Annotated in this window: 17 protein-coding genes; 14 read left to right on the top strand and 3 right to left on the bottom strand. The window is 50.5% G+C overall.

From position 1 onward, the window contains the following. The 12 genes from KF749_15250 to KF749_15195 all read left to right on the top strand — a co-directional run. Positions 1 to 409 (top strand): alanine:cation symporter family protein (locus KF749_15250; protein MBX2992508.1); only part of this gene is annotated, 409 nt, incomplete at its 5' end. Between the two features lie 58 nt (positions 410 to 467). Next, positions 468 to 1403 carry an ABC transporter ATP-binding protein gene (locus KF749_15245; protein ID MBX2992507.1) on the top strand — a complete coding sequence of 312 codons (936 nt, stop codon included), beginning with the start codon at positions 468 to 470 and terminating at the stop codon, positions 1401 to 1403. After that, entirely contained in the window at positions 1400 to 2230 is an 831-nt protein-coding gene (locus KF749_15240) for an ABC transporter permease subunit (protein MBX2992506.1), read from the top strand. The genes KF749_15245 and KF749_15240 overlap by 4 nt, the downstream gene beginning before the upstream one ends. Before the next feature lie 22 nt (positions 2231 to 2252). Continuing rightward, positions 2253 to 2648: a hypothetical protein gene (locus tag KF749_15235; GenBank protein MBX2992505.1), complete on the top strand. Its 396-nt coding sequence runs from the start codon at positions 2253 to 2255 to the stop codon at positions 2646 to 2648. Positions 2649 to 2650: 2 nt separating this feature from the next. Continuing rightward, the gene (locus KF749_15230; protein ID MBX2992504.1) at positions 2651 to 3367 is read left to right on the top strand and encodes a hypothetical protein; all 717 of its coding nucleotides are present in this window, start codon (positions 2651 to 2653) and stop codon (positions 3365 to 3367) included. Between the two features lie 27 nt (positions 3368 to 3394). Then, positions 3395 to 4063, top strand: coding sequence for a hypothetical protein (locus KF749_15225; GenBank protein ID MBX2992503.1), 669 nt, complete (start codon positions 3395 to 3397; stop codon positions 4061 to 4063). Then, complete coding sequence (locus tag KF749_15220) at positions 4048 to 4836, top strand: ABC transporter ATP-binding protein (protein ID MBX2992502.1); 789 nt, start codon at positions 4048 to 4050, stop codon at positions 4834 to 4836. Before KF749_15225 ends, KF749_15220 begins: the two co-directional genes overlap by 16 nt. A 1-nt stretch (position 4837) precedes the next feature. After that, positions 4838 to 5524 (top strand): YIP1 family protein, encoded by a 687-nt coding sequence (locus tag KF749_15215; GenBank protein ID MBX2992501.1) that lies wholly within the window; start codon positions 4838 to 4840, stop codon positions 5522 to 5524. Between the two features lie 39 nt (positions 5525 to 5563). Continuing rightward, the gene (locus KF749_15210; GenBank protein ID MBX2992500.1) at positions 5564 to 6511 is read left to right on the top strand and encodes a 3-hydroxybutyryl-CoA dehydrogenase; all 948 of its coding nucleotides are present in this window, start codon (positions 5564 to 5566) and stop codon (positions 6509 to 6511) included. 14 nt (positions 6512 to 6525) lie between these two features. Beyond that, positions 6526 to 7842 carry a 4Fe-4S dicluster domain-containing protein gene (locus KF749_15205; protein MBX2992499.1) on the top strand — a complete coding sequence of 439 codons (1317 nt, stop codon included), beginning with the start codon at positions 6526 to 6528 and terminating at the stop codon, positions 7840 to 7842. Between the two features lie 25 nt (positions 7843 to 7867). Then, entirely contained in the window at positions 7868 to 8419 is a 552-nt protein-coding gene (locus KF749_15200) for a BMC domain-containing protein (GenBank protein ID MBX2992498.1), read from the top strand. A 30-nt stretch (positions 8420 to 8449) separates the two neighbouring features. Beyond that, the gene (locus KF749_15195; GenBank protein ID MBX2992497.1) at positions 8450 to 9658 is read left to right on the top strand and encodes an acetate kinase; all 1209 of its coding nucleotides are present in this window, start codon (positions 8450 to 8452) and stop codon (positions 9656 to 9658) included. Here the strand turns inward: KF749_15195 and KF749_15190 are convergent. Next, complete coding sequence (locus tag KF749_15190) at positions 9655 to 10287, bottom strand: YigZ family protein (GenBank protein MBX2992496.1); 633 nt, start codon at positions 10285 to 10287, stop codon at positions 9655 to 9657. The two genes, KF749_15195 and KF749_15190, sit on opposite strands and share 4 nt — an antisense overlap. A 137-nt stretch (positions 10288 to 10424) precedes the next feature. Between KF749_15190 and bshA the strand changes: the two genes are divergently transcribed. Both bshA and KF749_15180 read left to right on the top strand, forming a co-directional pair. Beyond that, complete coding sequence (gene bshA / locus KF749_15185) at positions 10425 to 11582, top strand: N-acetyl-alpha-D-glucosaminyl L-malate synthase BshA (protein ID MBX2992495.1); 1158 nt, start codon at positions 10425 to 10427, stop codon at positions 11580 to 11582. 11 nt (positions 11583 to 11593) lie between these two features. Further along, a complete protein-coding gene (locus KF749_15180; GenBank protein MBX2992494.1) occupies positions 11594 to 11896 on the top strand; it encodes a cupin domain-containing protein in 303 nt (100 codons plus the stop codon). A 4-nt stretch (positions 11897 to 11900) separates the two neighbouring features. Here KF749_15180 and KF749_15175 read toward each other — a convergent pair whose 3' ends face one another. Beyond that, a complete protein-coding gene (locus KF749_15175) occupies positions 11901 to 12455 on the bottom strand; it encodes a zf-HC2 domain-containing protein (GenBank protein ID MBX2992493.1) in 555 nt (184 codons plus the stop codon). Beyond that, positions 12452 to 12979, bottom strand: a complete 528-nt coding sequence (locus KF749_15170) for a sigma-70 family RNA polymerase sigma factor (GenBank protein ID MBX2992492.1) — start codon at positions 12977 to 12979, stop codon at positions 12452 to 12454. The genes KF749_15175 and KF749_15170 overlap by 4 nt, the downstream gene beginning before the upstream one ends. Positions 12980 to 13177 lie beyond the last annotated feature (198 nt).

Below are 13177 nucleotides of genomic sequence, written 5' to 3'. Positions count from 1 at the left end.
TCACCCGCACGTCACGGGTCTCACCAGCACAGAACTGACCAAATCAGCGTTTGCTGTCGGGCTCGGCACCGACCTGGGCGGATGGATCGTGAGTCTCAGCAGCTTGTTGTTTGGCTATACAACTCTCATCGGCTGGTCGTACTACGGCGAGCAGGGGGCGAAGTACTTGTGGGGAGTAAAAAGCGCAATGCCTTATCGGTATCTCTTCTGCTTGTTCGTGTTTTTCGGGGCTGTTTTGCAGGGACATCATCTTGAGATTGTGTGGAACTTCGGCGATATCTGCAATGCGTTAATGGCAGTTCCGAATCTCATAGGGCTTATCCTGCTCGGCGGTATTGTCAAAAAGGAGACGCAAGACTATCTGAAACGATGGGATGAGGGAAAGATCGTCCGGCCGTTCGGGGATTGAGCGGATTGACTCAACGATCCGTTTTGGATAATTTGAGTAACAGAACAAAACACAACCAATGTCTGCCATTTCCTCCGAATCCCTTACAAAGACGTATTCTGACTTCGTCAACAAGAGGCTTTCTGTAACAGCTCTCAATGATTTTACTATCAGCGTCGAGCGGGGGCAGATATTTGGATTGTTAGGGCCCAACGGAGCAGGCAAAACCACGTTCATCAAAATCTTGTTGGGCCTCGTCAACGCCACATCGGGAAGGGCGAACATCCTCGGCACTCTTCTTCCGGATGTCAAAGTCCGTGAACGCATCGGATATCTGCCTGAGAATCATCGCTACCCCGGATACCTGACAGGCGAGCAAGTGATGCTGCTCTTCGGCGGGTTAAGCGGAATGAACCCCGCCGATATCAAATCCCGCGCCCCCTCCCTCCTCAAACTCGTCGGAATGGAACAATGGGCAAAGATGAAAGTAAAGAAGTACTCGAAAGGGATGATGCAACGTCTCGGCCTTGCGCAATCTCTCATCAACAATCCGGAAGTCCTCTTTCTCGACGAGCCGACCGACGGTGTTGACCCTGTCGGCAGGAAAGAAATCCGGGATGTTCTGAAAAATCTCAAATCCGAAGGCAAAACTATTTTTCTCAACTCTCATCTTCTTTCAGAAGTAGAGTTAATCTCCGACAAAGTGGCAATTCTTGACAAAGGCAAACTCCTCAAAGTGGGAACGGTTGACGAACTCACCGTCACCGACGCAAACTACGAAATCGGATTTGCAGGCTCGCTCGGAGAAGGTTTCTATCACGAGGCAGCCGCAACCGTGATGAAGTTCAGAGTTGACAAGCAGAGCGTCTCCGCCGAACTCAAAGATGTCTCCGAGCTGAATCATCTCATCGACATGCTCCGACGACACGGAATCGAAATCACACACATCACAAAGAAGCGCAGTTCCCTGGAAGATTCTTTCATCAACCTCATCAAGCGTGAGGTTGCATCATGAAACTCCTCACACTCATCCTCGCAACGTTTCGTGAGTTGTTTTCGAAAGCAACACTCTACGTTCTGCTCGGAATCTCCACACTGATCATGCTCGGTACACTCGCCAGTGTCTCCGCTGAATATACCGACGAGGGCGTTATTCTCAAGGCATTCGGCAACCCCGTAAGCCCGCCGACACCAGTTGAAGAAATCGAAACTCTCGTGTTCGGAATGCAGACGGGATTGGCGAAGGGTCTGTTCTTCGGCATTATGCTGTTCGGCGTCTTCGCAACAGCGAGCGTGATTCCGGATAGTCTCGAAAAAGGAACCGTCGACTTGTACTTGTCCAAGCCGCTTGCCCGATGGGAGTTACTGCTGGGTAAATACCTTGGCGCAGTTGCCGTGATGCTTGCCGTGATCGTATATTTCATCGGCGGGATTTGGTTGGGATTCGGGTTGCGAACAGGTGTATGGAACATTCAGTTCCTCCTCTCCTCGTTCACGATGACATTCATGTTCGGGTGTATTTTCTCGATAGTGTTGCTTCTCGGCGTTCTGTTTCGGAATGCCACCATTCCTATCATCGGCAGTTTTCTGTATTTGATGTTCATCGACAATTTGCTCGACAGCCGCGAGGAGATTCTCTTTCTGTTTTCCGAGAGCAAGATCTATCGCGGCATTCTTGACGGACTCTACTACATACTGCCGCAGATTGCCGGTATGCAACGCAGCCTGGCGGATCAGATTCTGCACAAGAGTATGGAATGGAAGCCGTTTGTTCAGGCGTTTCTTTCTTCATCTGCGATTTTCATATTCTCGGCGTGGATAATGAGAAGAAAGGACTTTTGATCCAAGCTCTACGTTTCAACCAATGAATCGCATATTCATCCTCTTCTTCGTGATGGGTTTGTTGTACAGCCGTAGTGCGAGCCAATCACCATCCCTTTCACAATCCGACCTTGACAGCCTCGCCCAAGCTTTCAATATTCAAATCTCTGAACTTACTTCACCTCAACTTGAGGAACGCAAACGTATCCGGCGAGAAATGCAACAGAAAGGATATGCCATTGTTCTCACTGATGTATTGGCCGGGGACGGAGTCAATGCTATCATTTCCTACCTGAAAACCAAATTGCAGATAGAGTTTGCTATCTCTCACCAACCCCTTTCGTTGCGCATTACAATTGACCGCGGCGAGGGAAAAGTCTGGGACATTCCCCTTCCCGACGATTGGACCTTCCCGGACGATCCGTGGAAGAAAGAATAGCCATGCGTTCGTCAGCCAATATTGCGCAGACACTTCTCGCCGTTGATACGGAACAACTGTCGGCACTGTCTCCGCGTATCAAGCTGTATGCCTTCATTCTTGCCATTCTCAACCTCATTCCGTCGGGATTGTCAGAGAACGTGTTGCGGATTGATCGGGAGGGATACCATCTATCGCTGTTCTTGTTCAGCCATTCCGTCGTATTTGTGCTTGTCGGACTTTCCTATTTTGTCGGAAGCAGCCGTGACATTCTGGAAAAAGTGCGTCTGCTTCCCACGACGGCTCTGAGCAGAATACTGTTTGTCATCACAGCGAACCTCAGGCATCCGTTCTCCATCGCCTTGATGTCGAGCAATGCCTTCTTTCTGATTGTACTGTACTGGCATCACATTACCGTCGGAATCACAGCCGTGGTGTTGTACCTCCTGCTGGTGACGAACATCTCGACTATCGCAGCAGCGGTATTTCTTCACCTTGAGAAAAAAGGGGCATCTGTCGGAATTGCGTTGGTTGTTGTTGCCCTTGCTGCGTTCGCTGCATTGGTCGGCTCCTTCGCATATGAGGCGGATGCGATACTACAAAAGGTTCCTCTGGTGAATTTCTGTGTGAATGGAATCCTGTCGGCCCTCAGTGGCGATTGGTTCACAGTTCTTCTGAATCTTGTGTTGTTGACGGCGGTCGCAGCAGGGGTCATTTGGCTCGGGAAAAGATTCTTATGAACATACTGCCGACGTTTTGAGCTTCGTATGTTTAGCGACCGCGAGAAATTGATCTTCGTTATGGAACTGCGCCAATGTTTCTCGGCAAAGCGTATTCCGGTTTTCGTCCTGTTGATGCTCGCGGCGATTTTTCTGGTTGTGCAGGAAAGCGAGGTATCTCCTCTTGTTGTCGTGTTTCTGACCGTCTTTGCAATTTTGGAATGGCAGTTCAACAATATCCTCTTTCGTTCACCACACGAATTGGAAGCCCTCAGCCTGTTTCCTGTTTCATGGAGAAGAATTGTGTTGGTGAAGAACCTCGCCACAATTCTTCTCACGGGAATTGTCACAATCCTCGTCTCAATAACGGTTCTCTATTTTTCTCCCAAGCCGTTCGACATACGACATATCCACGAATCATTCCTGTATGCATCGACCATCATATTTCCATTGCTGCATGTCGGCAACACCGAATCGTTGCGCTCGCCTCGCAAATCCGGACGCTGGCACATTGACGATTTGGTGCAAGCAGTTGGAATGTTGTTGTTTGTGGTTGTCCTGTCACTCCCCTACATCGTATTGACGGTTATCGTTCGCCTTCCTATCCTCAACGTGTTGTATGCAACGGGAATGGCGTGGTACTGGTACAGGTACTCGCTGCCGAATATCGCTTTGAAGATCGAACAACAGAAAACCCTGCTATGCACAACTCTCTGAACATCATTGAAATCGAGAATCTCGTCAAGACGTACGACAGCGGCCACAAGGCCCTTGACGGGCTTTCGCTGAAAGTTCGGGAAGGAACAATCTTCGGATTCCTCGGATTGAACGGTGCCGGGAAAACCACAACCATTCGCATTCTTGCCGGACTCAGCAGCAAGGATTCTGGAACTCTCCGGCTATTCGGAAAAGAACTCGTTGAACACGGCAACAGTCATTTGCAGCGGGTCGGGTTTGTGCTTGACGAACCCCTGTATTTTGATTGGATGTCTGCAGGCGAGTACTTCCGTTTTGTAGGGACAATGTACGGCTTGGCCCGGGAACAGATCGAAGAGAGAACCGAGGAGTTGCTCGATTTTTTTGATTTGAGGGAGAAAGGTGACGACCCGATCGAATCCTTCTCAACCGGGATGAAAAAGAAAGTGTCGCTGGCCGCCGCCATCATCCACAAACCGGAATTAATTGTGCTTGATGAGCCGCTCGAAGGCATTGATGCCCTCGCCGCGAGTTCCATCAAAGAGAGTTTGCAGATGATGGCACGGGGCGGAACAACAATCTTCATCACATCACACGTACTGGATACCGTCGAAAAATTCTGCAACGAAATTGCCATCATTCATCAGGGAAACGCCCTGCTTCAATGTCTGACATCAGACATTCGCTTGCGGGCAAAAGGAGAACTCGTACACTCAACCTACACTTCGCTTGAAGAGCTGTTCGTCGACCTGGTGTCGGACAAGCTCAAGAAGAAACATCTCTCATGGCTCTGACATGCTGACACCGTTCGCCATCCTCTACTCGCCCGGAGCGACTCTCGCACGAATCAAATCAAAACCGGAATGGCTGGCGCCGTTTCTGATGCTTGCAGCCATCAGTATCGTCCTTTACGTTCTGACGCACCCTTTTCTCATTGAAGCAACGCTTGCACATCTGCCCGCATCGGCAAATGCAGGCGACAAAGCGGCGGTAGCGCAAACACTTCACAGTGAGTTGCCGCTGCGCAGTTCTTTTCTGCCTATTCGTCTCTTGATTGGTTGGTCGTCCTTTGCATGTACGCTTTTTCTGATCGGAAGAACTGTTCGTTCGCCCGAGCAATTGCATTTCGTGAAAGTGTTCTCGCTTTGCGTCCATGCCGAGATGATAGGTGTCCTTTCACAACTGGCAACATTGATTGGTCTTACTTTACGAGGAAGCGTATTCCTAAAGATGCCTGCTCTTGTCCCATTTAGTGCTGCATATCTCATCTCAACCAAAGATAGCGTGACGTTTTCGTTGTTAAACTCAATCAATTTCTTTACGTTATTGTACGTACTCGTACTCACGAAGGGGATTTCGGTGCAGTCAGGCATGTCTCGCCGGAAGTCCCTTATCGTAGTCTTGCTTGCGTTTCTTGGATTGCTTCTGTTTGACGCCGGCGCAGTGGCACTCTTACGGAATACATTACATTTCGGATTGTAGGAAGTTCATTCTGATTATTCTACTGAAAGTGAAAGGCACATGGCAGCAAAATTGAAATTTGAAGATTTGCAAACGCCTCTTCTCGCGCAACGAAAAGGGAAGGATGATTTTTCTCTCGTTGGCGTTATCGGTCTTGGCGTAATGGGTCAAGGCATTGCGGAGACCGTTGCAGGAGCAGGAATCGAAGTAATGGTGGTGGAAAAAAATGAGCGATCTCTCAAAGCGGGCCTCGAGAACCTGGCCAAAACGATGGATGTGGAAATCAAGCGGTGGAGCAAAACCGCGTCGGAGAAGCGGGCAGTTCTCTCCCGCATCAAAACCACGACAAACATCGCTGATCTGAAGGGTTGCGACTTGATCATCGAAGCAATCGATGAGAATTTCGAGGCAAAGCGCCAGCTGATCGAAGCGTTTTATTCGGTCGGGAAAGAAGATGCGGTATTCATCTCCAACACTGCAACGCTCAATCTTACGAAGCTGGCCGAATTCAGCAAACGCCCCGAGCGTATCATCGGCATGCACTTTCTCAACCCTGTTGTATCGGTTCCACTGGTTGAAATCGTGCGCGCTATGAAGACATCTGATGAAACGTATAAGCTCGTAAGACGATTTGCCCAACGCATCGGCAAAACGCCGGTGGAGGTATTCGAGTATCCCGGATTCGTTACGACCCGGGTTATTCTTCCGATTCTCAACGAGGCGATGCACGTTCTGATGGAGGGTATTGCAAAAGCGGACGATATTGATACCGCGTTACGACTCGGGTACGGAATGCCAACCGGCCCGCTCGAAATGGCGGACACCATGGGACTTGATGAAGTGCTGATGTGGATGGAGACGTTGTTCCACGAGCTTGGCGAGCCCCGCTACCGCCCCTGCCCGTTACTTCGACGAATGGTGCGAGAGGGTAAATTGGGCAAGAAGGTGAAAGAGGGATTTTTCAAGTACGACGCGGATGGCAAACGTTTGAACGGCACAAAATCTTAAGTCAAGTCTGCGCCATGACCATTATTGAATCCATTCGTAACGCAGGTGTTGTCGGAGCGGGCGGTGCAGGTTTTCCTGCCCACGTGAAGGCGTCGTCGCAGGTTGATACGGTAATTGCGAACGGTGCCGAGTGTGAACCATTGATTCACAAAGACTTTGAGTTGATGGTCCACTATGCCGAGCGGGTCGTGCACGGCGTTGCGTTACAGATGAAATCCACAGAAGCCCGGCGCGGCATCGTAGGCCTGAAGGCAAAGAACAAAGCTGCCGTTGACGCGTTCGAAAAGGCGATTCGGGGCACTCCGCTCACAATCCATCAGCTTGGCGATTTCTATCCTTCCGGTGACGAGTTCATCCTCGTCTATGAAGCGACCGGACGGCTCATTCCGCCTAAAGGCATTCCGCTGAACATCGGTGTGGTTGTCAACAATGTTGAGACGCTGTACAACATCTCCCTCGCTTCTGAAGGAAAACCCGTTACGGAGAAGTTCATAACTGTCGCGGGCGCGGTCCACCATCCTGTTTCGGTTGTGGTTCCGATTGGGATGAGTTACAGAGATGCGATAAAGGCTGCCGGCGGCGCAAGTCTGTCAGAGTTTGCAGTATTTGTGGGTGGAATTATGATGGGGAAACTGGAGTTCAATCTCGATCTTCCCATCACAAAAACCACAGCCGGGCTGGTTGTTCTTCCTCTGGAACATACGCTTGTGCAGCGCAAAGCACAGCCGGAACACTCCATGCACCGCATCGGCAAATCGGCGTGCGATCAATGCAGCTACTGCACGGAGCTATGTCCAAGATACATCCTTGGCTACGATGTTCAGCCACACAAAGTAATGCGCAGTCTCGGATTCACTGCCACGGGCGAAGCATTCTGGAATCAGTATGCCGAACTCTGTTGTTCGTGCGGACTCTGCACGCTGTACGCCTGCCCCGAAAGTCTCTTCCCGAAGGAGGCATGCGACAAGAGCAAGCGCGACATGAAGGAACAGGGCGTGAAGTGGTCCGGCAAGATGGAGGTTGAGCCGCATCCGATGTATGAAGGCAGAAGAACTCCACTGAAGATGTTGGTGAAACGGCTCGGCATCGCCGAGTATGACTGTGAATCTCAATTCAGCGACGTAGCGATGCAACCTTCACGTGTTGAAGTTCCGTTGTTCCAGCACATCGGCGTCAGCGCAGAGCCTGCGGTTCGTGTCGGTGAACGAGTGACAAAAGGACAATGCATCGGGGAAATCCCGGATGGCAAGCTTGGCGCTCGCGTACACGCAAGCATCGACGGAGTTGTACAAAGCATCGGAGACTCTATTGTGCTTGAACGCGTACCCTGAACGTTAACTTATGTGAGAAGATTCGATGAAGAAGAACTCGATAGGCCTGATTGAACTCGGCAGCATCGCCGCGGGATTTGAAGTCGCAGACGCTATGTTGAAAGCTGCGGAAACGGAAATCCTTCTTGCCCGTTCAATCTGTTCAGGGAAGTACATGGTACTTATTGGTGGCGACGTTGCCGCTGTGAAGGCAAGCGTTGAAGCCGGAGCTGCAATCGGCAGGGGCTGCGTCATTGACACATTCGTGATTCCGAATGTGCATGAATCCGTTTTCCCCGCCATTTCCGGCACAAACAAGGTCGAGTCGTTCAATGCCATGGGAATTATCGAATCATTCTCAGTGGCCTCACTTATCGAGGCGGCGGATGCCGCTGTGAAAACGGCAGCAGTCGAACTTATCGAGATCCGTCTTGCGATGGCATTGGGGGGCAAAGCCTTCTGCACAATGACAGGTGATGTTGCGGCGGTTCGTTCAGCAGTCGATGCCGGGGCGGCAGTTGTTGCGGAAAAAGGGCTACTTGTCAACAAGGTTGTTATTCCTTCTCCCAGGAAAGAACTACTGAGCGAAGTTGTGTAAGGTTCATCCAACATTCTGAACATAAAGTACATGAATATCCTCGTTCTCAATTGCGGCAGTTCGTCTGTCAAATATCAACTCATCGAAGCCGACTCCCAGAAGTGGCTCGCCAAAGGAAGTGTCGAGCGCATCGGCATGAGCGGCGCGACTCTGAAGAACATACGTCATGACGGTGATGAGATCACCATTGCCGGTGAGATCGTCGACCACATCGTAGCCATTGAATATATCCTTGCCGTTCTTCTCAGCCGGAACCATGGCGTTATCAATGACAAGTCCGACATTCACGCCATCGGCCACCGCGTCGTACATGGCGGCGAAACATTCAGCGGCTCTGTTCTTATCACCGACGAGGTTATCAAAAGTATCCGCGACAATTTTGAAATTGCCCCTCTGCACAATCCGCACAATCTCCGCGGCATCAATGCCTGTCAGGTGAACCTTCCGGGCACGCCTCAAGTCGGCGTGTTTGATACAGCCTTCCATCAGAAAATGCCGCGAAAGGCATTTCTGTACGGACTTCCCTACTCGCTCTATTCACAATACAGAATCCGCCGTTACGGATTTCACGGCGCTTCCCACCGTTACGTGTCCGAACGGGCTGCCGCCATTATGCAGCGTGACTATCACTCGTTGAAAATCATTACCTGCCACCTCGGGAACGGGTGCAGCATGGCGGCTATCAACGAAGGCATTTCGATAGACACAACAATGGGGTTCACTCCTCTTGAGGGTCTGTTAATGGGAACACGATCAGGTGATATTGATGCTTCCATCGTTCTCTACATCATGGGAAAAGAAGGAATTACCCTTGCCGAGGCGAACACACTATTGAACAAGCACAGCGGTTTGCAGGGAATTTCCGGCGTGAGCAGCGACATGCGTGAAGTAATTCAGGAAATGAAGAACGGCGACAAGAAGTCAACGTACGCCTTCGATGTCTTTTGTTATCGTGTGAAAAAATACATCGGGGCGTACGCAGCGGCAATGGGGGGCCTCGATTGCGTCGTGTTCACGGGAGGCATAGGCGAAAACAGTGCCGACGTACGCGCGGCGTGTTGTGAGGACATGCGTTACTTCGGAATCACGATTGATGATGAAGCAAACCGGTCGAATGAAAAAGAAAAGCCGATTACAACACCAGATTCCGGCACAAGAGTCTTTGTCATCCCCACCAATGAGGAATTGGTAATTGCCCTCGATACGAAAGCTATTGTCGAAGGAAAAACAGTCTCTTAGCCGGTCGATTTCAGGGCGACATTCCCCGATGTGTGGTTCACGAGAACGGCTTTGAGTTCTTCTGCTTTCGAACGACGAATAGTGATTGTCAGATGGACATCTTCGTCGTACGCTGTTTCGACAATGCGCGCCCCCATCCGGGAAACCGCGTGCATCACGTTGCTGATGTGAGAGTGGGGAAACGTCGCTTCGATGGTTTGCAGAATGTACGTTGTGACATTCTCTGCCTTCGTTAAGACAGCTTCTGCAGCATCGCCGTATGCCCGCACGAGACCGCCAACACCCAACTTTGTACCTCCAAAATACCGGGTAACAACAACAAGAACATCCGTCAGCCCGTGTTTTTCAATGGAGGAAAGAATCGGCTTGCCTGCACTTCCACCCGGCTCGCCATCATCGTTGAATCGGAATTGCGAGCCGTCAACACCCAGTTTGTAGGCGAAACAATTGTGCGTTGCATCCCAAAATTCCTTTCGGATTTCGGCAAGGAATCTTTCTGTATCGGCTTTTGTTGAAACCGGCAGAGCACTCGCAATAAACCGTGAGCCCCGCACTTTCGTTTCATAACGGATTCGGGCTGCTATCGTCTTGTATTCGTCATTCATGTTGTAAGGTAACAGGTTTACCATCAACACACAAAGGGGACATCCATCAAAACTGCGTGTTTTACGATGCGTGCATATTCTCACGCAATCAAAGTTTTCAAAGTATTTCTTGCAGATTAGCACTTCACTCACTATCTTCATCGGCACAAGGAATCTCATCTATGAAAATCGGAATGGTGTGTTACCCCACGTACGGCGGCAGCGGGGTCGTTGCGACGGAACTGGGAAAAGCCCTGGCAGACAAGGGTCACCAGATTCACTTCATCAGCTACGCAATGCCTATGAGATTAGACGGATACATCGGCAATGTGTACTATCATGAAGTGGAGATGGCTTCGTATCCTGTGTTCGAGTTTCCTTTGTATACTCCTGCGCTTGCAAGCAAAATGGTGGAAGTTGCCAGATTCGAGAAGCTCGACATTATTCACGCGCATTATGCTATCCCGCATGCAACAAGCGCATATCTTGCGAGGGAAATCGTCAACAACGGGCTTAAGGTCGTGACAACGCTTCACGGCACCGATATTACGCTTGTGGGTCTTGAGCCGAGTTTTCTCCCCGTCGTGAAATTCAGCATCGAGCGAAGTGACGGCGTCACGGCTGTTTCGCGGTTCCTGCGCGAAAAAACAGTGACGAATTTCGGGATTAGCAAGGATATTACCGTAATCCCGAATTTCGTCGATACCGAAAAGTACAGGCGCGTTCCTTCCGGTGACGTGTGCGGCAAGTTTGCCCCAAAAGGCGAGAAGGTTCTGATTCACATCTCGAATTTCAGAGCGGTAAAACGCGTACAAGATGTCATCAGGATTTTCAACGAAGTAGTAAAAAAAGTCCCTTCAAAACTCATTCTCGTGGGAGACGGGCCGGAGAGATCGGCGTGTGAGCTTCTTGTGCGTGAGCTGGGAATCCAGAAGAATGTGAAGTTTCTTGGCAAGCAACTTGAGCTCGTCCCGATTCTTTCGGCGGCGGATTTGTTTTTGATGCCGAGCCAGTCGGAGAGTTTCGGGCTGTCTGCCCTTGAAGCAATGGCCTGCGAGGTCCCGGTCGTCTCGTCAAGTGTCGGCGGACTTCCCGAACTTCAAGTACATGGCGAAACCGGGTACATTGCCGAAATCGGGGACATCGACCGCATGGCGCGTTATGCCATCGAACTTCTCACAAACGAAGCACGCCACCGGCTCTTCGCCCAGGCAGCCCGCAAGCGTGCAGTTGACCATTTTGATGTTCACAAAATCGTCAACCACTATGAGGCCTACTATGAACAATGCCGGGGGGATATACAATCCACGCCCGTTTCGGGATTTGCATTTCAAAACTGATCAGGATTACTATGCTGGATGTTGTACACATTTCAAAACTGAAGAAACCGACGCTGGAGGAACTGACTTCCATTCTCCAAAAGCAAGGACTCGAATGGGAGTTATACTCGGACGTGCCCGGCACGAAATATGGCCGCCACAAGCATGACTTTGACGATTTTATCGTGATCGTACAGGGACAAATGAAACTCGGCACGGATCGCGGCGAATGGCTGATGAAGCCGGGCGACCGGATTGATCTGCCGAAGAACACCATGCACTGGGCCGAAATGCTCGGACGGGTTGAAGTAAAATACCTTAGTGCCGCGAAGTAGTTTCCTAATGGCGGAGAACCCGCCGCCTCACCAGCCTGTCGGCAAGTGCCAGCATTCCGACGATAATCGTTCCCATCAGGGCGATCTTCAAGCTTCCGCTTCCGAACACAAATGGCAGATATGATTGCAGGGCCACTGTAAACTCGTTCAGGAATGAGTTCATGCTCGTCGCTATTTTCCCGCTTACTTCCCCTATTGCGCTTTGCGATTTCTCCAGTTGTTGGGTATTGAGTACGCCGGTTACGGTGAACACTGAAAGCATGATGCCCAGCACGATCATCAGCGCGAACACGTAGGCAAGATTTTCAGCCAGCCTGAACAGGAATGGGGTTCGCGGCACAACACCCAATCGCCCGAGAATTCTCTGTGTAAAATCTGACCCGACATGTTCCGTAGGCATATTCATCAACGCATCGTGAACACCAACAAGGCCTCTGTAACTCATCGCGCAATGCGTGCACGTGTTGAGATGCCGTTGAACATCCCCGGCTTCCTCCGTCGGAAGGTTCCCGTCAACAAGCAATTGCATGTGTTCATTTGTTAAATGATTGTTGCTCACGCTATCTCTCCTTTCAGCCGAATACTCATTCGTTCACGCAAGAGATTTCTGGCTCTGAATAGATTTGTTTTGACTGTTCCGAGGGGAAGCTGCAACACATTCGTCATTTCCTCATAGCTCATCTCCTGCAAATAGAAGAGCCCGACAGCCGCCCGGTAGTGTTCAGGCAAGCGGCTCACTTCCTCTAGAAGAATTTTTCTGAAATCCTCGTTCTCTATTTGCTCGTCAACTCCGGCTTCATCGTTGTCCGCAAACAGGCCTTGATGCGTTTCCTCTTGATGGTAATCGAGAAATTCGGGCCGGGCTTTGCGCCTCGTTACTCTTGTCATACAAAGATTGTACACAATCCGGTAGAGCCAGGTACTGAATTTCGCGTCTCCCCGAAACTGCTCTAGACTGCGATATGCCCTCACAAACGCGTCCTGAACCAGTTCCTCCGCCTCCTCCCTATCCTGGACAAGCCGCAAAGCAAGCGTAAATGCCCGATCTTTATGCCGGTCCACCAACAAGGCATACTTTCGCACATCTCCTGTTCGGATTTGGTTGATGATTTCGTTATCTGGTTGCCGCAAAGTTGCCCGCTGTTTAGGTTCAGTTCAATTGGTTAGACCTCGAAATCCGAACAAGGGTTTCACCAGAACAAGATACGAGTGAAGCAGGTTGTTGAAACCTTGAAAAGGCTTCAGCAGTCTAAACCAGCAAATAGAGGTTCACAACCAATT

The sequence above is a fragment of the Bacteroidota bacterium genome, assembly GCA_019637975.1.
Lineage (GTDB): Bacteria > Bacteroidota > Ignavibacteria > UBA10030 > UBA6906 > CAADGV01.
Note: the sequence above shows the minus strand (reverse complement) of the source record. Positions and strands in the feature narration are given on the sequence as shown.

Coding starts and splice junctions, on each gene's coding strand:
- KF749_15245 (MBX2992507.1), top strand. CDS start 468: ATGTCTGCCATTTCCTCCGAATCCCTTACAAAGACGTATTCTGACTTC.
- KF749_15240 (MBX2992506.1), top strand. CDS start 1,400: ATGAAACTCCTCACACTCATCCTCGCAACGTTTCGTGAGTTGTTTTCG.
- KF749_15235 (MBX2992505.1), top strand. CDS start 2,253: ATGAATCGCATATTCATCCTCTTCTTCGTGATGGGTTTGTTGTACAGC.
- KF749_15230 (MBX2992504.1), top strand. CDS start 2,651: ATGCGTTCGTCAGCCAATATTGCGCAGACACTTCTCGCCGTTGATACG.
- KF749_15225 (MBX2992503.1), top strand. CDS start 3,395: ATGTTTAGCGACCGCGAGAAATTGATCTTCGTTATGGAACTGCGCCAA.
- KF749_15220 (MBX2992502.1), top strand. CDS start 4,048: ATGCACAACTCTCTGAACATCATTGAAATCGAGAATCTCGTCAAGACG.
- KF749_15215 (MBX2992501.1), top strand. CDS start 4,838: ATGCTGACACCGTTCGCCATCCTCTACTCGCCCGGAGCGACTCTCGCA.
- KF749_15210 (MBX2992500.1), top strand. CDS start 5,564: ATGGCAGCAAAATTGAAATTTGAAGATTTGCAAACGCCTCTTCTCGCG.
- KF749_15205 (MBX2992499.1), top strand. CDS start 6,526: ATGACCATTATTGAATCCATTCGTAACGCAGGTGTTGTCGGAGCGGGC.
- KF749_15200 (MBX2992498.1), top strand. CDS start 7,868: ATGAAGAAGAACTCGATAGGCCTGATTGAACTCGGCAGCATCGCCGCG.
- KF749_15195 (MBX2992497.1), top strand. CDS start 8,450: ATGAATATCCTCGTTCTCAATTGCGGCAGTTCGTCTGTCAAATATCAA.
- KF749_15190 (MBX2992496.1), bottom strand. CDS start 10,287: ATGGTAAACCTGTTACCTTACAACATGAATGACGAATACAAGACGATA.
- bshA (MBX2992495.1), top strand. CDS start 10,425: ATGAAAATCGGAATGGTGTGTTACCCCACGTACGGCGGCAGCGGGGTC.
- KF749_15180 (MBX2992494.1), top strand. CDS start 11,594: ATGCTGGATGTTGTACACATTTCAAAACTGAAGAAACCGACGCTGGAG.